Source organism: Phyllobacterium sp. OV277, assembly GCF_900104355.1.
Classification (GTDB): domain Bacteria; phylum Pseudomonadota; class Alphaproteobacteria; order Rhizobiales; family Rhizobiaceae; genus Phyllobacterium.
On the sequence record NZ_FNIY01000010.1, the window covers coordinates 99,104 to 117,880 of the forward strand.

The window sequence follows — 18,777 nt, forward strand, 5'->3', positions numbered from 1 at the left end:
CGAGGCGTGGCCCAAGTCAGAACTGATCCCGAAGGATCGTCACCCTTAGCCGCGGAACAGCTGCTGGATGCTCTGGTTGCTTGCATTGGCAATCGACAGCGCCTGAACGCCGAGCTGCTGCTGAACCTGCAGAGCCGACAGACGAGCCGATTCCTTGTTCATGTCAGCATCAACGAGCGAGCCAATACCGCGATCAACGGCGTCGGACAGGGCACTGATGAAGGACTTCTGTGTGTCGATACGGCTCTTGGCGGCACCGAGCTGCGAAGCACCGGAAGCAAGGCCTTTAACAGCAGCTTCAACACCAGTCAGGATATCGTCGAGCGCCTTGTTGTCGATGGTCGCACCGGAAACGTCGATCGTCAGGATCGAAGTCTGAGTGGTGGTGGCACCGGTCGCAGCTGGCGTTACGGCGAATTCCTTATCGAGAATGCCGGTCTTGCCTGTTGCAAGCGTATCGATCAGGCGGGTGTTCTTCAAAGCAACGTCGATTGATCCGGTTGTAACTGCACCGGTTGTTGCATTACGGTTGTACGAAGCAACAACGCTGAAGTTTGCAGTTGCAGGAACAGCATCATTGGTTGAGTCAGTGCTGAGAAGGTTGGAGCCGGCGTAAGAAGCGCCTGCATTTTCCTTCAGGGCGCTGATCGCAGCATTGATCGCTTCCTGGTTCTTCTTGCGGTCGTCAACGCTGGCGTTCTTGGAAGACAGGACCAGGTTCTTGATCGTGTTGACCGAGTCAATGGCCTTGTTCAAGGCAGCATAGGCGGTATCAACCTTGCCGCTGCCGAGACCAAGAGCGTCCTGAATAACGGAGTTTGCACCATTGTCTGAGCGCATGGTTGTAGCAATCGACCAATAAGCGGCGTTGTCAGAAGCTTCGGAAATCTTCAGGCCCGTAGCAATACGGTTCTGTGTAGTAGCAAGATTCTTGTTGGTAACAGACAGAGTCTGGAGTGCAGTCATTGCTGACGCATTGGTAAGAATGCTGGACATGGAAAGCCCCTATAAAAGATACATGTGATGGGGACATGTCGGATTAAAACCGACTTAACAGAGCGGCATGATGCCTGTAACCGAAGCGGTCACCTGTTATGGACGTTAGGACTACGACGTAAGTGTTACAGTTTCAATAACGTTCAGGATTAATTTTTTCTGCATGGTTACGAAAACGAACGTATCAGGCTGCCAACCAGAATATTCCAGCCATCGATCAGCACAAAAAACAGAATCTTGAACGGCAGGGACAGCACTGTCGGCGGCAACATCATCATACCCATGGACATGGTGAGCGTGGCAACGATCAGATCAATCACCAGAAATGGCAGAACGATCAGAAAGCCGATTTCGAAGCCGCGGCGCAATTCGGAAATCATGAACGCCGGAACAAGAATACGCATGTCGACGGCCTCATTGGCCTTGGTGCGGAAAGATTCGTCCGCCAGATCCTCGAATAGCCGCAAATCCTTGTCACGCACCTGCCGCAGCATGAATTCGCGGAACGGCGTGGTGATTTCGCGGATCGCCACATCCTGCGTGATCTGGTTATTAACGAGCGGCTGCACACCATTTTGCCATGCCCGGTCAAACACCGGCGCCATGACATAGAACGTCATGAACAGCGCAAGGCTGATCATGACAAGATTGGCAGGCGTTGTCTGCAGGCCGAGGCCAGCACGCAACATGGAAAAGGCAATGGCAAAGCGGGTAAAGCTCGTCGCCATGATGAGAATGCCGGGCGCAATGGAAAGCACCGTGAGCACTGCCAGCATCTGGATGATCTGGCCACTGGTGGAGGCGCTGCCCTGCGGGATCAAGCCATCGAGGAGCGAGGGCGTTTGCGCCATGGCGGTTCCGCCAAGAACAAGCAACAGCAGCGGTGTGAGAAGACGTCGTTTCATTCCATCACCAATGCCCAGATATAGACTTTTTCGACCTTGCCTTCGGAGCGCATGCGCGCCCTCTCCTGCAGATCCATACGCAGATATTCAAGCCCAGCCGCCCCGCGCAATTGCATGAGGTTTACGGTTCGCAGGAACGCCATGAAATCACCGGCAATCGTTGCTGCCAGTTCGTCGGATATTTTTTCGCCGGGTTTTGCCACAACGCCCGCTTCCAGCCTGATCCAGACATCCTGCGGGATTTTCACATTGGTGAGGATCGGCTTGAGTGCAACAACAGTGCCTGATGGCATATCTGCTGACACTGGACGGGACTTGTCACCGGATACCGCGCTCTGTCCCGAAGGGACATTCAGCCCAAGCTGAGAGCCAAGAAACCAGCCGCCAGCCGCCGCGATCAGGGTCAGCACCACCACCGCAGCAATCAGCGCCACGCTGGACGGTGCTTTTGATTGAGGTGTTGTGTCTTCGGCGAGCGTACTCATATCATTCAGATCGGCGACACGGTGTCGAGGACCTGCTGGCCCCAGGCTGGTTGTTGTGTTTCACTCTGACGGCCACGACCGCCATAGGAGATGCGCGCTTCGGCGATCTTCTCATAGGAGATAATGTTGTCGCCCGAAATGTCACGCGGACGCACAACACCCGCAACATTCAGCACACGCAACTCGTAGTTGACGCGGACTTCCTGTGAACCACGGATGACCAGATTGCCATTCGGCAGAATATTGGTGACAATGGCCGCAACCTTCAGCACGATCTTTTCCGACCGTTCGATCTTGCCTTCGCCCTTGGTGCGGCTGTCTGAATTCAGGTCGAGATTTCCACCGATATTGCCTGCGGTAAACCCACTGCCGCTGACATCGCCCTTACCACCATAGACCGAAGAGGCAACACGGGAACGGCTGTTCTTATTGTCAAATTTCGCTTCTTCATTGATCGCGATACTGACCGTCAGCACATCACCCGGATTGGTCGCGCGCGGATCACGGAAGAAGCCAGCTGCACGGTCCTGCCACAGAGAATAGCGCTTTGGCTGCGGCTGGGTCGGATAGTAGGACGGATCGGAGACACTGAATGTCTGGCCGACACCGGCGCCCACCGGCGACATTTGCGGTGCGCGGTTCAAATCGCGAAAATTATCGGCACATCCCGAGATGGTGACAACACTGGCGATGGCAAGCAGGGATGCCGCTTTTTTCATTGCGCGGTTCTTTCTTTATTTGTGACCACGCGCGATCCAACGATCACACGAGCAAGCCGGGAGGATTTCTCCGGCGGCATTTCATTCAGGATAACGCTGGAGACACGAGGATTGAGCTTCAACAACAACGCCGCGGCGGCTTCATCGCCCATCAGCGCCATCTGCGCAGCGGCAGCGTCTGGACGCATCTTCGAAATGATGCCAACAAGCGAATCCTCGGCCTTGTCGATAAATTCATCACGGCGTTTCAGCCAGACCTCATATTCCTTGCGCTTGGCTTCCAGTTCCTGAATGCGACTGTCGATATCCGCCCGAAGCTGCTCAAGCTCCCGCGTCTGCATGGCATAGCGCGCATCCGTGGCCTTGTCGGTGATATTGGTGCAATAGCGGTCAATTTCCTGCCCGGTCTCATCCTTGGGCGCCGCGTCCTGCGCCCAACCGAAGGACGGCGTGGCAAGCATTGCGACGACAAGGAAGCCGATTTTCCTACCTATACTCATTGGACCACCAGTTCCGCGTGCAATGCGCCCGCTGTCTTGATGCCCTGGAGGATGGCAATGATACCCTGCGGCTTCACGCCGATCTGGTTGAGGCCCTTGACGAGACTTTCGAGATCCGTACCGCCAAGAACACCAAGTTTGGAAGTCTGCTGAACCTGAATATTCGTGTTCGGTTCAACGGCAGTCACGCCGTCGCTGAAAGGCTCTGGTTGAATGACTGTCGGTGTCTCGGTTACGCGAACAGACAGGCTGCCATGACTGATGGCGACACGCGATATCCGGACTTTCTCGCCAATGACAACCGTTCCGGTGCGCTCGTCAACAACGACGCGGGCAACTTCATCGGTTGGTACAGGCAGTCCTTCGATTTCGGCCAGAAAGCGCGCCGCTGTCATGTTTTTCGGCTTGCGCAGACGGATCGACTTTGCGTCACGCTCCTTGGCAACCGGCTGGTTGTAACGCCGTTTGGCAAAGGCGTTGATTGTATCGGTGATGCGAACAACGGTGGTAAAATCGGGCTGACGCAACTCGACGACAAGCTCGCCCTCCTGGCCAAAATTGCCCGCGACTTCCTTCTCGACCAAAGCACCATTGGGAATACGGCCACTGGTGGGAACGCCCTGCGTGACTTTTGCCGCATCGCCCGAAGCGGTAAAGCCTGAAACAATCATATTGCCTTGCGCCGCCGCATAGACCTGCCCATCAGCACCTGCCAATGGCGTCATGACGAGTGTGCCACCCGACAGCGATGTCGCATCGCCAAGCGAGGAAACCGTCACGTCGATACGCGATCCGCGCCCGGCAAAGGGCGGCAGATTGGCGGTGACGATAACAGCGGCAATATTCTTGGCGCGCGAAGTACCTGCGGGTGGACTGATGCCGAGATTATCCAGCATGGCGCGCATGGATTGCTCCGTGAACGGGGCATTGCGCAGACTGTCGCCCGAGCCATTCAGCCCGATAACGAGACCGTAACCGACAAGCTGGTTTTCGCGCACACCCTGAATGGCGGCGATATCCTTGAGCCGGGCAATAGCGCCACCATCACCGAGAGGCGAGGCCGGGCCACCCCAGCGCCCCTCATCCACCTCTTTCTGCCAGGCGGCCTGTGCCTGCCCAACGGTCTTGTAACCCTTGTCTTTGGGAGAGGATTCGCCCGCGTGGAGCGCGGACGTTACAAAGAAGGCAAGCAATGCTATTGCGACGCGCCTGATCATTGCATGCCCACCTGAATGCGCCCGTCCGCAAGGATGGTGCCCGATACGGTGATACCGCTGTCGAGATTGCGTACCTTGATGAAATCGCCAACACGGCCTGCTTCCAGCGGTGTCCCCCGCGCCGTGATCACCAGCGCACCCGTATCGAAGACAAGCACTGCCGGAACCCCGCGCTGGACCATATCAGGCTCATTGACTGCGGTCAGAAGGATCGGCTGGCCCGGCAGCAATGTGCGGCGTGATATCTTGCCGACGAGCTGGTCTGATGAAAGGACATATTGTGCGGCGGCACTGGCACGGATGGTAAAATACTTCTCGGTCAAACCGGCATTGCCGATGGTCTGTCCGGGATAGATGATCTGCGATGGCACAAGAAATGCGATCCGTTCGGCGCGGGCGGCAACGGAAAAGACCAGCGCGCACAGGCAAAGTGCCAGCACGCGAATGGTCCAGTTTCCAATGATCTTTGCCGCCGTCATCATTATCCTCAGCGCAGGTTCTTCGATACAACAGACGCCATTTCATCGGCTGCCTGAATGACTTTCGAATTCATTTCATAGGCACGCTGGGCCGTGATCAGATCGGTGATTTCCTTGACCGGATCGACGTTGGAGTTTTCCAGATACGCCTGCTTCAGCGTGGCAAAACCCGGATCACCGGGGACACCAACAACCGGATCGCCCGATGCATCGGTCTGCTTGTACAGATTGTCGCCGAGCGGTTCGAGACCGGCCTCATTGGCAAAATTGGCAATGGTCAGCTGGCCCAGATTAACAGGTGGTGTCTGGTTAGACAGTTTTGCAAAAACCTGACCGGACTCGCTGATCGTGACCTCCAGAGCATCCGTCGGCACGACAATATTGGGCTCGACCAGATTGCCGTTCAATGTCACCAGCTGCCCCGTTGCATTGGTGTTGAACGCACCAGCGCGGGTATAGAGTATTTCACCGGCAGTGTTCTGAATCTGGAACCAGCCGCGCCCCTTCAGCGCCACGTCAAACGGATTTCCCGTCTGGTTGAGGCCGCCCTGAAGATGCAGGTTGCGAACAGCCGATGTCTGCACGCCAAGCCCGACCATCGCGCCTTCAGGGATGATGTTCTGGTTGGCCATATTGGGCACACCGGCACTGCGCTCGGTCTGATACAACAAATCCGAGAATTCAGCCTTTGCGCGCTTGAACCCGGTCGTGTTGATATTGGCGATGTTGTTGGCAATCACTTCCAGATTGAGCTGCTGGGCATTCATGCCTGTCGCCGCGATGGTGAGCGCTTTCATTGTGATTCCTTAAATCGGCATACGGCTGATTTCGAGATAGGCCTGGACGATCTTGTCGCGGATGGCGATGGCCGTCTGGAGTGATTTTTCGGCATCCATGACCGCGTTGACCACATCGCGCGTCGGCACGTCGCCGGTCATGCTCTTGAGCGAAACCGCCTCGGCATTTTGAAGCTTGCCGCTAAGCTGCGACAGGACATTGTCGAAGGAAGGCTGGCCGGTTGCTGCCGCAGGCGAAGATGCGCCCGGCATGGATGTCTGGTTGACAGTTTCCGACAACTTGGAAAGAGCGTTGCGGGTGGAAACACTGAGAAGCTGGTCTATCATCAGGAATTCCTTAGGAGATCGACGGTCATGGCAATCAGCTCGCGTGCTTGCTTGACGACCTGGAGATTGGCTTCATAGGAGCGGTTGGCTTCACGCATATCAGCCATTTCAACAACCATGTTGACGTTGGGATATTTGACCATGCCCTTGGCATCGGCTGCCGGATGGCTTGGATCATATTCTTCGGTGAAGGCTGATACGTCGTGGCCGACCTCGGCGATGCGCACGGTTTCAACGCCGCTGCCGCGATCAAGTTCGGTGGCAAAGGATACAGTCTTGCGGCGAAAGGGATCACTGCCGGCCGTCTTGCCTGTTGATTGGGCGTTGGCCAAATTCTCGGACACAATGCGCAAACGCGTCGATTGAGCGTTGAGGCCTGATGCGGCAACCTTGAGAGCAGCCTGTAGCGGATCGGACATCTGGTTCAGCCCTTCACTGCCGACAGCATCATGCGGTGAAAAGCTTTCACGATGCTGGTGTTGAGGGCAAATTCACGGTTGATCTCGCCTGATTTGACCATCTCGCCTTCAAGGCTGACAGTATTCTTCGAATGGTTCTGCTCGGTCACATCATCCTTGCGCAGGGCAGTCGCAGCGATACCGGATGCGTTGATTTCAAGGTGTTTGGAGTTGGTCGCTGCCATGGTCAGCTGAGTCTGCTCCAGCACATCCATGAAAGGCTCGACATCACGCGCCTTGAAGCCCGGCGTATTGGCATTGGCGACATTCCCAGCAACAGCAGCCTGCCGCACGGACAGCCACTCAGCCTGACGTGATGCCAATTCGAACAGATGAATCCCCTGCATGTGCCTGCCTCGCGCCCCAACCAATCAACTGATGCCAATCTAGGTGGTCAATCTTGCGTGAGACTTGCGGCGCGGTCGGGTTGGGAACTTCTGACCGCGCAATGAGTCATTTGCTCAGTTCGTGCGGCTGATCACTTCACCGTCGGATGTCTTGATCTGCCACGAACCTGATGACGTGCCCCGTTCAATGGCTACAAGCGTGCTTCCATCCGGCAGAGGCGATCCTTTTTCAACAAACCAGTACCCGGTATTGTCTTCGATCATCACCAGACCGCCCACCACTTCGCGCACCAGAAACACCGGTTTATCGGGAAAAGGTTGTTTGCTGGCAGCGTTGATCCCGGCAAGCCGGTCGCCTGTCAAAGCGGATGTGGTTGCGGTGATCATCGGATCAAGCGCACCATCTCTTGTCTTGGACAGCGAAGCCTCGGTGCCATTGTTCTTGCGCACGACCTTCTGGTTGGTCCGGTCGAGCGGATCGCGCACGGTTTTGCCGGTTGGTTCAGGCTTCGGCCGCGCTTCCAGAATATCGTAATACATGACAAACGGCAGGATGGCGCAGATGGTGGCAAGGACAAAGCCCGCACCCTTGATATAGCCATCAAAGCGCTTGTCGCGCTGGCGTGGCTGCACTTCTGCCGCGTCATTTGCCGGCGATGCGTCTATGGGTTTTTGTTTTGTCATGCCCCCTCCTTTGGCCGAAGCGCTGCGGCGAGATCGCTATAGGGATCCATCGAAAGCGGCGTGGCCGGTGTCTGCTGCATAGCGTCGTAAATGCGTGGAACCAGATTGACGGCCTGATCGAGCAAAGGATCGCTTCCCGCCTGATAGGCACCGATCATGCGCAAATCACGGGTTTCCTCGAAACGGGCGATCAGTCCGCGCATACTGGCGACAAGCTTCCCCTGTTCGGGCGACCAATTGTGCTGGGCCAAACGCGAAATGGAGCCGAGAATGTCCATGGCCGGGAAACGGCCCTGTGCAGCAATGGAGCGGTCAAGCACAATATGCCCGTCCAGCGTGCCGCGAATGGCATCGGACACCGGATCATTGTGATCATCGCCATCAACAAGAACCGCATAAATACCGGTGATTGTTCCGCCATTGGATGATCCGGGGCCTGCACGCTCGAGCAGGCGCGGCAACTGGCTGAATACACTGGGTGGATAGCCGCGCGAAACCGGCGGTTCACCCGCTGCAATGGCGATTTCGCGCGCCGCATGGGCAAAGCGGGTGATGGAATCAACGATGAGAAGAACATTGTCACCGCGATCGCGGAAATATTCGGCAATCGCTGTTGCTGTGTTGGGTGCGAGCCGCCGCATCATCGGGCTTTCATCGCCTGTCGATACAACAGTAATGGTCTTGCCAAGCTTGCCAGCCATCGTGTCTTCAAGCATGTCACGCACTTCGCGGCCGCGCTCTCCGGTCAAAGCCAGCACAACGGTGTCAAAATCCGTCGCCTTGGTCATCATGGCAAGCAGCGTGGATTTACCAACGCCCGATCCCGCAAAGACGCCCATGCGCTGGCCAAAACACATGGGCGCAAACACATCAACGACGTTCACACCAGTGCGCAGACCTGTTTCCACACGGCTGCGGTTCATCGCAAGCGGCGCCGCGCAATCGACGGGCTTGGGATCATCGCCTGATGTCAGCAATCCCTTATCGTCAAGTGGAAGGCCAAGCGCGTTGATGACCCTGCCCTTCCAATCGGGCGCGGGGGCAATACGGAACGGTCCCTCGGGAAAAACCGGTGTTCCAAGCGACGGCATGATCCGGTCATCGAAAGGTTTGACGAGGACCTGCGTCTGTCCGATCCGCACCACCTCTGCGGGGTACAATTGATTATCGCTGCGGATAGTGACCATGTCCCCCAGCTGGGCGCGTTCGGAAATACCGCGCACACCGATGGCCGAACGTGAGACCTCATTGACATAGCCGCCAATGGCAACGGGAGCCGGAGATGTGGTGACCTGCGAAACAAGCCGGGCCAGCGCCTCGAGACTTCCCGTCCCGCTGCTCATTGTTGGTAAGGCTGTTTCAAGGTCCTGCATGCTTATCCGGCCCGCTCAGGCATCAGCTTTTCGATCCGAGCGTCTTGATGGCCTCGGAGAATGTGCCCTCATTGCCACGCAGCAACGCATCCACCCGCTCGAAGGCGCGGGTGACGCTCATCAGCCGGGTCATTTCGCCAATTGCATCGACGTTCGACCCCTCAATGGCGCCCTGAATGACACCCGCATGTGGATTGTCGAGCACCGGCTGTGCCGCAACACTTGGAATAACTGCGGAATTGTCAAAATAGGTCAATTTGGCATTGGGGTTGATGGTGAACAGGCCGATCGAACCGAGTTGGCGCTTGTTCTGATAGACTGCGCCGTCAGCGGAAATCTCCGGCGGACCGCCATTCGGATCAATCACCAGCGGCTGCCCGCCCGCATCAAGAATGGGATAGCCCTTGACGGACAGAAGCTCGCCTGTCGTCGACATCTGCATACGCCCGTCACGGGTATAGACCTGTCCGGCCGGTGTTTGCATGGAGAACCAGACATCACCCTTTGCCGCCATATCAAGCGGATTGCCGGTCTGGGTTATCGGGCCAGCTTCAGTCTTGATGTAACTCTGGCCAGCAGAAACGAAGCTTGAATCCTCCGCAGCCTTCGAGACCATCGTTTCAAACTTCATGCCCGTGGCGCGAAAACCCGGTGTCGACATGTTGGCAACATTATGCGCCAGCGCATCAAGGCGGCGTTCCAGCGATATCTGCGACGACAGGCCGACATAGATCGAGTTTTCCATCAGCGACCGCCAAGCTTGAACGATTGCAGGGTTGTCAGAATGCTCTGCGAGATGCCGACCGTCATATCACCTCCAATAAGCATGGACGGGATACTGGTTGCCGTCGAAGGATTGTTCATTTCATACATGGCAGTAAAACGGGTGAGGAATTTCTCAAGTTTCGCCGGGTCTTTGAGCGATTTCAGATCAAGCTTGTCCTCAACCATCTTGGCCTGCCGGTCGATGTCCATATTGGATGTTTGCGCCGGGATGGAGAACGTTGTCTGGAAAACCTTCAGCAGCGCCTTATCGCCGAGGATTTCATAAGCATTGGTAATCGTTGGAGCTTTCCGCGCAAAATACAGTGCAAGCCGCACGCCTTCATTGTCCTGACCCGCTTCCTTCTCCAAAGTCTGACGCGCATATTTGTCCGTAACAGGCTTGAGCACAGCGGGTTGGCTCGTTGCCTTGTCACCAAGCTTGGCGAAATCAAAGGTCGTCGCAAACTCGAGATAGCGTTTGTCGGTCAGCTTGCTGGCAAAGCTGTCCTTGCCTGTACCCTCAGTCAGAACTTTGCGAATAAAAGCCTTGGCGAAATTCATGTCCTCAAGGCCCATGGCTTTCATGGCATATTTATACAGACGATCATCCTTCATGAAATCGTCGATGGTTTTCACCTTGCCGATGTTCTTCAGATAATAATCCGTATCACGCTGAACCGCAGGCTCCTTGGCCACGCGCGTCAGCGAACGCGTCAAATCTGACGAGATCAATTTGTAGCTGGTCATGGTATTGATCATTGCACCGGCACTCCCAAAGCTTCTCCCTTATCTGTGCCAAATCAAGCTTGCCTGAAGCTGTCCGCCTGTTTCTGATCAATCGTGAACCTGTCACCGCCTGCAAGGTTCACGCAAGCCGGACTTGATAGTGCTCCATTGCTGGCAATATTTGCAGGAGAGTGCTTTGGGTATCCTTGTTGGACTTGTAGTAACGATGGGGTGTCTCCTTGGCGGCTTCATTGCCATGGGCGGGCACGTCAGCGTCCTCATGCAGCCATGGGAATTCGTCATTATCGGCGGTTCCGCACTCGGTACTTTCCTCGTTGCCAATCCGTTTTCAGCGGTCAAGGACACGGGCCGCGCCTGTATGGAAGCCTTCACCAACAAGGTGCCGAAACAACGCGATTATCTCGATGTACTTGGCGTTCTCTATGCACTGATGCGCGAATTACGCGCGAAATCGCGCAATGAGGTGGAAGTCCACATCGACAATCCCAATGAATCATTGATCTTTCAGGCCTTTCCAAGCGTCCTCAAAAACCACGACCTTACCCAGTTCATTTGCGATTACTGCCGCCTGATCATCATCGGCAATGCGCGCTCGCATGAGATCGAAGCGCTGATGGACGAAGAAATCCACACGATTTCCCGTGACAAGCTCAAGCCCTATCACGCGATGGTCAGTATTTCCGAAGCGCTCCCTGCCCTTGGCATCGTTGCGGCTGTGCTCGGTGTGATCAAGGCCATGGGCGCGCTGAATGAATCCCCGGAGGTGCTGGGCCATCTGATTGGCGCTGCATTGGTTGGCACCTTTGCCGGTATCTTTCTTTCCTATGGCGTGGTCGGGCCGATTGCCACCAAAATCAAGACAACGCGCGAAAAGCAGAACCGCCTCTATATGATCGTCAAACAGACGCTGCTCGCCTATATGAATGGCGCATTGCCGCAGATCGCACTTGAATATGGCCGCAAGACAATTTCGGCCTATGATCGCCCATCCATCGATGTGGTCGAGCAGGAAACGATCTCCACCGTCCCGCTACAGCAAGCGGCATAGGCTGAATAATGGACGTCGAAGCAGAACAGAAAAGACCTGATGTGCTGGCAGAAAGCATCCTGCGGGCTGCGGGCATGTCGGTTGACGATCTTAAATCGCTCGAAACTGTCTTTCGCGATCTCGCGACGACTTTTGCCGGCAAAATAGCCAGCCAGACCGATGTGGCCATTTCGGCTGAGTTCGTGCGCATGGAGTCCATTGAGAAGGATGCCATATCAAGCACATTGCTGCGCTCCGGCCTGATTGGAACCGTGCAGGTTGTCAAATGGGGATCAAGATTGCTGCTGGCAGCAGATCGCGCTTTCGTCGATTGTGGCATCGATGCACTGTTCGGCTCCGGCGCGAGCCAGGATAACCCGCCGCACCGGCCAATGACATCTGTTGATCTTGGTGTGGCCCGGCAAATCTTCTCCGATGTAACCTCATCGCTGGATCACATGTTCTCAAGCGGCGGTGAAGCGCTGTTCCAGATCGCTGAGTTGACGGAAGCTGCGCATTTTTCCACGGCAACCGTCAACGATACGCGCATGATCTGCTGCACCATGCTGCTCAAGGTGGGCGGTCATAGCGGCCAGATCATCATCATGATGCCGCGTTCAAGCTTCCGCCCCATGCAGGATGCGATTGCGCGGATGCTACAACAACCGGCACACCATTCCGACCCCACATGGGCGAAGAAGCTGCGCCTTGAAGTCAGCCGGGCACATATTGACATCGAGGCCTTTATTCAGCAGGGCTCAATGACGCTAGAGCAGATTGCTCTGTTGAAACCCGGCCAGATCCTGCAACTGCCGAAAGACGCGATCAATCAGGTGCGTCTGCGCAGTGGCAAACAGGCGCTGTACAAATGCCGTCTCGGCAAAACCGGCACTGCGTTCACGGTGCGTATTACCGATCCGATCAATGAAGAAGAGGACCTGCTCGATGAGCTTGCTGCTGGCTAATCTCATTTCTGCTGCCCTGATAGCAACGGGGCTCGCGGTTTTCTTCGTGGCTTTGCGCAAGGCCAACCGTTTGACGGCGATGAGCCACGCCATGGCGCAGCAGGTGGCGGGCTCAGCCAGGAGCCTCGAGCAGGCGCTGCTCTTCCTGCAGAATGAGCGCGAAACATGCCGTGACGAAAGCGTTCGTCTTGAAGCCAAGCTCAAGGATTCCGATCGTGCCCGTTCGGAGATGACCCGCGCCATTCATCTGGTCGAGCGGGTCAAGAACGACTTCAAGAACAATGTGCATCCTTTTCCAACCGTTGATGCCATCCAGCGGACAGCTACGCCTGCATTTGTTGCGCAGCCAGCACCAACGGCTCCCGTCGAAGCGCGCAGCACACCGGCCGCACCAGCTAAAACTCTGCCTGTCTTCGTCAATCGCATTGTTCGCAGTGCTGATGTGGCAAATGCCGTCCTTTAACCCCGTTTGAACCGGATTCACCCATGACCATTTCCGACAAGAATTCCATTGAAGACGAGCTTAACGAGGCAATTGAAGATCTCAAGCGCGATGAACCGCAGCCGAACCGCAAGCCTGCGGGATCAAAGCCCAATATTGATCTCATCATGGGCATTCCCGTCGATGTGCAGGTTGTTCTCGGCAGCACGTCCATGCCTGTGGCCAATCTGATGAAGCTTGGTCGCGGCGCTGTCGTGACGCTCGACAAGCAGATCGGCGATCCAGTTGATATCGTGGTCAATGGCCGGGTGATTGCCCGCGGTGAAGTGATTGTGCTTGAAGATGACTCGTCACGCTTCGGTGTCAGCCTGACCGAAGTGATCGGCAGCGGCAGCTAAAACCCCAAACTTTCGCCTTCCCTTTTAAAGCATGAGAGAAGCCAGACCGCATGAGCGATCAAGATACACCACAGAGCGAAAGCGCCATTCAGGACCTCTCCGGCCCGGAAAAGGTTGCAGCATTGCTTGTGGCAATCGGGCGGCCTTCCGCATCGCGGCTTCTCAAACATTTCAATGCGGATGATCTGCGCTCGCTTGCCGGTCATGCACGCAAGCTCGAGCCGATTACACCGGGTGATTTTGAAGAACTGGTCAAGGAATTCGAAAACGCCTTTGCCGATGGTGCCCCCGTCTCCGAAGCCGGAATGCGCTTCGAAGGATTGTTGCGCGAGACGCTTTCAGCCGAAGAGGCGAGCGCGGTCATCGAAAACCGCCGTCCGGAGTTGCTGACACAGGAATCCGTTTGGGACATTCTACCCCGCATTTCACTCGATGTCCTGCAGACTTACCTGTCGACGCAGCACCCGCAGGTCACCGCCTATGTGATTTCACGGCTTCCCTCCGACATTGCCGCACGGCTGCTGATCAGTTTTGGCCCGCAGGAGCGCGGGGCGATCATCCAGCGTACCCTGCATATCCGTAAGGTTGGCCCGTCGACGATTGCCATGCTCGAAGCTGTCCTGCAGCGCGAAATCACCGGCAAGGACAATGCGGGCTCGGAAAAGAGCCATCACGGCACCATTGCCAATATCATCAACCAGCTCGAAAAGTCAGAGATCGACGAATTGCTGGCGGGCCTCACCGAACTTGGTGCCGAAGACCTTGCCAAGATCAAGGCCAAGCTCTTTACGTTCGAAGATATCGTCCGCATCTCGCAGCGCGCGCGGCTCATCCTGTTTGATGAAATCCAGACGGATGTCGTCACCTCCGCATTGCATGGCTGTGAGCCGCGTCTGCAGGAACTCATACTCCAATCGCTGTCGACGCGTGGTCGCCGCATGGTTGAGACTGAATTGTCCAGCCAGACGAATATCAATGCCAATACCGTCACCGAAGCGCGCCGCTCCATTGCCCGCACGGCAATCGCCCTTGCCGAACGCGGCGATATCAAGCTTGAACCGCAAGAATCCGAAACATGATCCAAGGGTTCTGCTAAACCATGTCAGACGATACTGACAAAGAGAGCAAAACCGAGGAAGCAACTGAGAAGAAAATCAGTGATGCGGTCGAGAAGGGTAATCTTCCCGTTTCGCGCGAGGCGCCCATCCTTGCTTCCATCGTCGCCTTCCTCGTCATCATGGTCTTCGTTGCCGTTCCAAGCGGCTCCAAACTGGTTTCATTCCTCTCGGCGCTTCTCGACAAACCGGAAGAATGGCTCCTGAACAGCGCGCAGGATGCCCGGCAATTGTTCAGCATTGTCGGCATAGCTGTTGGCGCTGCCCTGCTCCCTGTGTTCATCATCATTCCCACAGCCGGCATTCTCGCATCGGTTTTGCAGAATGCACCGCGACTGGTCTTTGACCGTATCCAGCCGCAGTTCTCACGCGTATCGATTGTGAAAGGCTGGTCACGTATTTTCGGCGCTGCCGGGCGGGTGGAGTTCCTGAAGTCGGTGTTTAAATTCGCGGCGGCCAGCATCATCGTTTTCATGATGTTCTTTCGCAGCAGCCATTTCTTTGTCGATACCATCATCACCGAACCAAGCCAGCTGCCGGAACTTATCCGCTCCAATATCACCCACCTTCTGGCTTCTGTGACTATTGCCGTCACCGCGCTTGCAGCCTTCGATCTTGCCTGGTCGCGCATTCACTGGCGCAATGAACTGCGCATGACCAAGCAGGAAATCAAGGACGAGCACAAACAGGCCGAAGGTGATCCGCTGCTCAAAGCGCGGCTGCGGTCACTCGGTCGCGACCGGGCGCGCCAGCGTATGATTGCATCGGTTCCAACAGCCACGCTGATCGTCGCAAATCCGACACACTTCTCCATTGCTCTGCGCTACAGTCCGGCGAAAGATCCAGCCCCTATTGTTGTCGCCAAGGGGCAGGATCTGATTGCTTTGAAGATCAGGGAGATCGCGGAAGCCAATGACATACCGGTTTTCGAGAATGTGCAACTAGCGCGTGCATTGTACAAGCAAGTACAAGTTAACAATGCAATTGCACCGGAGTTTTACAAAGCAGTGGCAGAATTGATCCAATTTGTTAATGTACGTCGTAAATAAAAATTCGTTTCCAATCGGATAAGCAGCAGATGAAGAGAACGCAATATTCGGTTGCCCGGGTCGATATCATTTCAAGACATCTGACGGAGGTCATTGATGACCTTCGTCTTGTCGATGTTGCTGACTATATTGCCTTTATACGATGTGAGCTGTTCGGCAACATTGCTGATATTGTCAACTCGGCGACGGAGCTGACATTCTATCCGGATACGCTGACGTTTGGTCTTGGCGGAGAATATGCGCTGGACTGGGATGCGCCACCGCGCGTGATGCTCGACCTTGAATTCAGCAATATGGGGGTCAATGCCTACTTCCGGCTGACGCTGTCTTCCGAAAGCGCTGATATCGACCTGCACCATGTGCGATTTGCCGAAACGGGCCATACCCCTGCACAGAATACGGCATTGCTGGCCCAAGCATTTGAAAACGCACGCCTGCCGCAGCTATCAGCCTCGGCACAGGCATAGCAGTCGCTTAAAGATAGGCTTTGGCAACTGTCGGTATATCGATGACGCCAAGGGCAAGCGCCGTTGCCACGGTCGACGTCCTGTTGGAGCAACCAAGCTTGTTCTTGGCGTTCTGCAGATAGGTTACCACCGTCCAACGCGCGATATTGAGAATCTCACCGATCTCGCCATCGGTCTTGCCGTTTGCCGCCCAGAACAGACAGTCAATCTCACGCCTGGTCAAAAGGTTGGCGATGATCGCCGCCAGCGATGGATTACGCGTGCCGTGCAGCGCATTGTGAATGCGCGCCGACGCCGCAGCCAATTGCTTGCGCTTGCGATCGATGAATGAGGCCTGCTCTGCCTCTTCCACGTCAAAGGTCAGGAGCGTGATCCCGCGAAACCCGAAAGCATTTGTCGCACAGATGGCCAGATGGAGATTGCCCAGCCCGCGCCGTTCGGCATCCTTGAAATAGCGCCTTACGGGCAGCGGCAAGGTTGTATCGGCGGTCAGATTGCGGATTGTGCCCGGTGCATCGGCGCGCGGCTGAAACAGGCTCATACCCTGCATGATAGGATCGATCTTGAGAAAGTCCTTGGCAAAATAGCGCAGCAACCAGCTGATCGGATAGGTCATGAGAAGCGGTACATTCTCATCAACCACATCACTGCCCGGCCGTGGCTCGGAATGACCGACATGGGTAATATAGCGGCAGCCAATCTGCTGCTTGACCTCAAGAAGCATCGCAAGCGTGTCCGTAGCGACTGCGTCCTTGAACAAACCTTTTTGGAAATCGGGAAAATGAGCCAGTTCGAGCGACATCGGATACAAGTCATTCCTCTTTGCCTGCAGATTGCTGGCTTGCGCAACGGTATTCTTCTGGATTTCAGATAGCTTTTAATTACAGCGAATTAAACAGCGTGTTCATGCTCGCACGAGACTGGCGGTCAGACAAGATCATGAACAATTGTATTTGCACTTTTTCACATATTTGCTGAAAAAAACAATTTTTAGTTGTCCCATCGAGGCTCAATCCTGCCCGCAATCTGTGATTACCCCCATCAACAGCAACAAATTGCGCGCTAAACATCGCTGCTCAAAGTAAATTAATTCAAATTTCGGTCATTTTACCTCAGAAACCAGTCACACCTGTGAGTCGCAGAGATCGCTCCGCGTGGGAACACAACCTGCGCGCGCATGACCTCTCATGCACACGTTCCTGTGAGGCTTATTCACTCTCCCGTCGCCTCAATCGGGGCAATGTGCTAATTCCTTTGCATGGGTGCCAATTCAAACGACGGCTTCTTTGATACACTTCCGGTCTTCGTTGAGTTCGAAGGCGTAGCGGATGCGCATAATTATAAGCCGCTTCCCGATGACTGGCTGCTGGCTGTCGCGGATATTGTCGGCTCGACCAAGGCTATCGAAGAAGGGCGCTACAAGGCGGTGAACATGGCTGGCGCCAGTGTCATCTCTGCCCTGCTCAATGCACTGGGCAAAAGGGATTACCCCTTTGTTTTCGGCGGCGATGGCGCGCTGGTGGCAATTCCCGCTTCCGCCGCTGGGCAGGCACGTCAGGCCCTCGCCTCCGTCCAGGCCTGGGTGAAGGATGATCTGCAGCTGACTTTGCGCACAGCGCTTGTGCCGATGACTGACATCAAAGCCCAGGGGCTTGAGGTGCGCGTTGCGCGCTTCAGCGCCAGTACAGATGTCTTCTACGCCATGTTTACAGGCGGTGGCAGCAGCTGGGCCGAAGCGCAAATGAAAGCCGGCAAATATGCCGTCGAAGCGGCCCCATCAGGCGCCCGGCCTGATCTGACTGGCCTCTCCTGCCGCTGGAACCCAATTCAGGCGCGTAACGGCGAAATCCTGTCGATTATTGCCATTCCGGGCGATGCGGGCGCAACCGCGCCGTTCCAGCGCCTTGTGGCAGAAATTATTGCCATTGCTGCGGAACAAAGTCGCGGTTCCCACCCGCTGCCGGAAGAAGGACCGCCCATCGCGTTCAATACAAGCGGTCTTGAAACTGAAGCACGCGCCACCGCCCCCAAGGGAAAGCGCTTCCTGCGCAAGATTGCAATCCTCGCCCAGATCGCCCTCACCGTAAGCCTTGACCGGCTCGGCCTGACATTCGGGAATTTTGATCCCAGACAATATAAGCGCGACGTGGCGCAGAATTCGGATTTCCGCAAATTCGACGATGGCCTGAAAATGACCATCGATATTGATGCTGCAAGATTACAGCGCATTGAAACGCTTCTGGAGAAAGCCGCGCAATCGGGCATCGCGCGTTTTGGCCTGCACAAACAGGATTCCGCATTGATGACCTGTTTTGTGCCGACGCCCATGTCACGCAACCATGTGCATTTCATCGACGGCGCATCGGGCGGCTATGCCATGGCCGCAAGCAATCTCAAGGCAAAGCTGTCCTGAGTATTCCCGTAGCTTTATCTCGCCCGCCACACTTGCGTCAGAGGCGAAAGTGATTCGTTTTTGATAGCCAATCGCGCCGTCATTTTGCGCGCAATGAAGATT

Annotated in this window: 24 protein-coding genes; 8 read left to right on the forward strand and 16 right to left on the reverse strand. The window is 55.7% G+C overall.

Features of this window, described 5'->3' with window-relative positions; translation table 11 throughout:
• Nucleotides 1-45: 45 nt before the first annotated feature.
• From BLU05_RS22445 to BLU05_RS22515, 15 genes are all read right to left on the reverse strand, one after another.
• Entirely contained in the window at nucleotides 46-996 is a 951-nt protein-coding gene (locus BLU05_RS22445; RefSeq protein WP_091885104.1) for a flagellin N-terminal helical domain-containing protein, read from the reverse strand.
• 167 nt (nucleotides 997-1,163) lie between these two features.
• Nucleotides 1,164-1,901, reverse strand: coding sequence for a flagellar type III secretion system pore protein FliP (gene fliP / locus BLU05_RS22450; protein WP_091885106.1), 738 nt, complete (start codon nucleotides 1,899-1,901; stop codon nucleotides 1,164-1,166).
• Entirely contained in the window at nucleotides 1,898-2,386 is a 489-nt protein-coding gene (locus BLU05_RS22455; RefSeq protein ID WP_091885109.1) for a flagellar basal body-associated FliL family protein, read from the reverse strand. The genes fliP and BLU05_RS22455 overlap by 4 nt, the downstream gene beginning before the upstream one ends.
• 5 nt (nucleotides 2,387-2,391) lie before the next feature.
• Nucleotides 2,392-3,105 (reverse strand): flagellar basal body L-ring protein FlgH, encoded by a 714-nt coding sequence (flgH, locus tag BLU05_RS22460; RefSeq protein ID WP_091885111.1) that lies wholly within the window; start codon nucleotides 3,103-3,105, stop codon nucleotides 2,392-2,394.
• Complete coding sequence (locus tag BLU05_RS22465) at nucleotides 3,102-3,605, reverse strand: MotE family protein (RefSeq protein WP_091885114.1); 504 nt, start codon at nucleotides 3,603-3,605, stop codon at nucleotides 3,102-3,104. Before BLU05_RS22465 ends, flgH begins: the two co-directional genes overlap by 4 nt.
• Nucleotides 3,602-4,693: a flagellar basal body P-ring protein FlgI gene (locus tag BLU05_RS22470; protein WP_244518500.1), complete on the reverse strand. Its 1,092-nt coding sequence runs from the start codon at nucleotides 4,691-4,693 to the stop codon at nucleotides 3,602-3,604. The genes BLU05_RS22465 and BLU05_RS22470 overlap by 4 nt, the downstream gene beginning before the upstream one ends.
• Before the next feature lie 125 nt (nucleotides 4,694-4,818).
• Nucleotides 4,819-5,304 carry a flagellar basal body P-ring formation chaperone FlgA gene (gene flgA, locus BLU05_RS22475; RefSeq protein WP_348271771.1) on the reverse strand — a complete coding sequence of 162 codons (486 nt, stop codon included), beginning with the start codon at nucleotides 5,302-5,304 and terminating at the stop codon, nucleotides 4,819-4,821.
• A 5-nt stretch (nucleotides 5,305-5,309) separates the two neighbouring features.
• Nucleotides 5,310-6,098: a flagellar basal-body rod protein FlgG gene (flgG, locus tag BLU05_RS22480; protein WP_091885120.1), complete on the reverse strand. Its 789-nt coding sequence runs from the start codon at nucleotides 6,096-6,098 to the stop codon at nucleotides 5,310-5,312.
• A gap of 9 nt (nucleotides 6,099-6,107) precedes the next feature.
• On the reverse strand, nucleotides 6,108-6,425 hold the full coding sequence (locus BLU05_RS22485) for a flagellar hook-basal body complex protein FliE (protein ID WP_091885123.1): 318 nt from the start codon (nucleotides 6,423-6,425) through the stop codon (nucleotides 6,108-6,110).
• On the reverse strand, nucleotides 6,425-6,844 hold the full coding sequence (gene flgC, locus BLU05_RS22490) for a flagellar basal body rod protein FlgC (protein WP_091885125.1): 420 nt from the start codon (nucleotides 6,842-6,844) through the stop codon (nucleotides 6,425-6,427). Before flgC ends, BLU05_RS22485 begins: the two co-directional genes overlap by 1 nt.
• 5 nt (nucleotides 6,845-6,849) lie before the next feature.
• The gene (gene flgB, locus BLU05_RS22495; protein ID WP_091885128.1) at nucleotides 6,850-7,230 is read right to left on the reverse strand and encodes a flagellar basal body rod protein FlgB; all 381 of its coding nucleotides are present in this window, start codon (nucleotides 7,228-7,230) and stop codon (nucleotides 6,850-6,852) included.
• Between the two features lie 114 nt (nucleotides 7,231-7,344).
• Nucleotides 7,345-7,914: a hypothetical protein gene (locus BLU05_RS22500; protein ID WP_091885130.1), complete on the reverse strand. Its 570-nt coding sequence runs from the start codon at nucleotides 7,912-7,914 to the stop codon at nucleotides 7,345-7,347.
• Complete coding sequence (gene fliI / locus BLU05_RS22505; RefSeq protein WP_091885274.1) at nucleotides 7,911-9,257, reverse strand: flagellar protein export ATPase FliI; 1,347 nt, start codon at nucleotides 9,255-9,257, stop codon at nucleotides 7,911-7,913. The genes BLU05_RS22500 and fliI overlap by 4 nt, the downstream gene beginning before the upstream one ends.
• A gap of 52 nt (nucleotides 9,258-9,309) precedes the next feature.
• Nucleotides 9,310-10,035 carry a flagellar basal-body rod protein FlgF gene (gene flgF / locus BLU05_RS22510; protein WP_091885133.1) on the reverse strand — a complete coding sequence of 242 codons (726 nt, stop codon included), beginning with the start codon at nucleotides 10,033-10,035 and terminating at the stop codon, nucleotides 9,310-9,312.
• Nucleotides 10,032-10,811 (reverse strand): DUF1217 domain-containing protein, encoded by a 780-nt coding sequence (locus BLU05_RS22515; RefSeq protein ID WP_091885136.1) that lies wholly within the window; start codon nucleotides 10,809-10,811, stop codon nucleotides 10,032-10,034. Before BLU05_RS22515 ends, flgF begins: the two co-directional genes overlap by 4 nt.
• Before the next feature lie 163 nt (nucleotides 10,812-10,974).
• Here BLU05_RS22515 and motA point away from each other — a divergent pair, with 163 nt between their 5' ends.
• From motA to BLU05_RS22550, 7 genes are read left to right on the forward strand one after another with little or no spacing between them, the layout of a single operon-like run.
• Nucleotides 10,975-11,847, forward strand: a complete 873-nt coding sequence (gene motA / locus BLU05_RS22520) for a flagellar motor stator protein MotA (RefSeq protein WP_091885139.1) — start codon at nucleotides 10,975-10,977, stop codon at nucleotides 11,845-11,847.
• A gap of 8 nt (nucleotides 11,848-11,855) precedes the next feature.
• Nucleotides 11,856-12,791 (forward strand): FliM/FliN family flagellar motor switch protein, encoded by a 936-nt coding sequence (locus tag BLU05_RS22525; RefSeq protein WP_091885140.1) that lies wholly within the window; start codon nucleotides 11,856-11,858, stop codon nucleotides 12,789-12,791.
• On the forward strand, nucleotides 12,772-13,254 hold the full coding sequence (locus tag BLU05_RS22530; protein WP_091885142.1) for a BAB2_0123 family type IV secretion system effector: 483 nt from the start codon (nucleotides 12,772-12,774) through the stop codon (nucleotides 13,252-13,254). Before BLU05_RS22525 ends, BLU05_RS22530 begins: the two co-directional genes overlap by 20 nt.
• A 23-nt stretch (nucleotides 13,255-13,277) precedes the next feature.
• Nucleotides 13,278-13,631 carry a flagellar motor switch protein FliN gene (gene fliN / locus BLU05_RS22535; RefSeq protein WP_091885144.1) on the forward strand — a complete coding sequence of 118 codons (354 nt, stop codon included), beginning with the start codon at nucleotides 13,278-13,280 and terminating at the stop codon, nucleotides 13,629-13,631.
• 50 nt (nucleotides 13,632-13,681) lie between these two features.
• Nucleotides 13,682-14,710, forward strand: a complete 1,029-nt coding sequence (locus BLU05_RS22540) for a flagellar motor switch protein FliG (protein ID WP_091885146.1) — start codon at nucleotides 13,682-13,684, stop codon at nucleotides 14,708-14,710.
• A gap of 20 nt (nucleotides 14,711-14,730) precedes the next feature.
• A complete protein-coding gene (locus tag BLU05_RS22545) occupies nucleotides 14,731-15,795 on the forward strand; it encodes an EscU/YscU/HrcU family type III secretion system export apparatus switch protein (protein WP_091885149.1) in 1,065 nt (354 codons plus the stop codon).
• 29 nt (nucleotides 15,796-15,824) lie between these two features.
• Entirely contained in the window at nucleotides 15,825-16,262 is a 438-nt protein-coding gene (locus tag BLU05_RS22550; RefSeq protein ID WP_091885151.1) for a hypothetical protein, read from the forward strand.
• A gap of 7 nt (nucleotides 16,263-16,269) precedes the next feature.
• Here the strand turns inward: BLU05_RS22550 and BLU05_RS22555 are convergent, their stop codons facing one another.
• Nucleotides 16,270-17,064, reverse strand: coding sequence for a helix-turn-helix transcriptional regulator (locus tag BLU05_RS22555; protein WP_091885153.1), 795 nt, complete (start codon nucleotides 17,062-17,064; stop codon nucleotides 16,270-16,272).
• 456 nt (nucleotides 17,065-17,520) lie between these two features.
• On the opposite strand from BLU05_RS22555, the gene BLU05_RS22560 reads away from it, so the two are divergent.
• A complete protein-coding gene (locus tag BLU05_RS22560) occupies nucleotides 17,521-18,675 on the forward strand; it encodes a DUF3095 domain-containing protein (protein ID WP_091885155.1) in 1,155 nt (384 codons plus the stop codon).
• Nucleotides 18,676-18,777 lie beyond the last annotated feature (102 nt).

Coding starts and splice junctions, on each gene's coding strand:
- fliN (WP_091885144.1), top strand. CDS start 13,278: ATGACCATTTCCGACAAGAATTCCATTGAAGACGAGCTTAACGAGGCA.
- BLU05_RS22500 (WP_091885130.1), bottom strand. CDS start 7,914: ATGACAAAACAAAAACCCATAGACGCATCGCCGGCAAATGACGCGGCA.
- BLU05_RS22485 (WP_091885123.1), bottom strand. CDS start 6,425: ATGATAGACCAGCTTCTCAGTGTTTCCACCCGCAACGCTCTTTCCAAG.
- BLU05_RS22525 (WP_091885140.1), top strand. CDS start 11,856: ATGGACGTCGAAGCAGAACAGAAAAGACCTGATGTGCTGGCAGAAAGC.
- BLU05_RS22445 (WP_091885104.1), bottom strand. CDS start 996: ATGTCCAGCATTCTTACCAATGCGTCAGCAATGACTGCACTCCAGACT.
- flgH (WP_091885111.1), bottom strand. CDS start 3,105: ATGAAAAAAGCGGCATCCCTGCTTGCCATCGCCAGTGTTGTCACCATC.
- BLU05_RS22550 (WP_091885151.1), top strand. CDS start 15,825: ATGAAGAGAACGCAATATTCGGTTGCCCGGGTCGATATCATTTCAAGA.
- BLU05_RS22545 (WP_091885149.1), top strand. CDS start 14,731: ATGTCAGACGATACTGACAAAGAGAGCAAAACCGAGGAAGCAACTGAG.
- flgA (WP_348271771.1), bottom strand. CDS start 5,304: ATGATGACGGCGGCAAAGATCATTGGAAACTGGACCATTCGCGTGCTG.
- flgG (WP_091885120.1), bottom strand. CDS start 6,098: ATGAAAGCGCTCACCATCGCGGCGACAGGCATGAATGCCCAGCAGCTC.
- BLU05_RS22540 (WP_091885146.1), top strand. CDS start 13,682: ATGAGCGATCAAGATACACCACAGAGCGAAAGCGCCATTCAGGACCTC.
- fliP (WP_091885106.1), bottom strand. CDS start 1,901: ATGAAACGACGTCTTCTCACACCGCTGCTGTTGCTTGTTCTTGGCGGA.
- BLU05_RS22465 (WP_091885114.1), bottom strand. CDS start 3,605: ATGAGTATAGGTAGGAAAATCGGCTTCCTTGTCGTCGCAATGCTTGCC.
- BLU05_RS22455 (WP_091885109.1), bottom strand. CDS start 2,386: ATGAGTACGCTCGCCGAAGACACAACACCTCAATCAAAAGCACCGTCC.
- BLU05_RS22530 (WP_091885142.1), top strand. CDS start 12,772: ATGAGCTTGCTGCTGGCTAATCTCATTTCTGCTGCCCTGATAGCAACG.
- BLU05_RS22555 (WP_091885153.1), bottom strand. CDS start 17,064: ATGTCGCTCGAACTGGCTCATTTTCCCGATTTCCAAAAAGGTTTGTTC.
- BLU05_RS22515 (WP_091885136.1), bottom strand. CDS start 10,811: ATGATCAATACCATGACCAGCTACAAATTGATCTCGTCAGATTTGACG.
- fliI (WP_091885274.1), bottom strand. CDS start 9,257: ATGAGCAGCGGGACGGGAAGTCTCGAGGCGCTGGCCCGGCTTGTTTCG.
- flgB (WP_091885128.1), bottom strand. CDS start 7,230: ATGCAGGGGATTCATCTGTTCGAATTGGCATCACGTCAGGCTGAGTGG.
- flgC (WP_091885125.1), bottom strand. CDS start 6,844: ATGTCCGATCCGCTACAGGCTGCTCTCAAGGTTGCCGCATCAGGCCTC.
- BLU05_RS22560 (WP_091885155.1), top strand. CDS start 17,521: ATGGGTGCCAATTCAAACGACGGCTTCTTTGATACACTTCCGGTCTTC.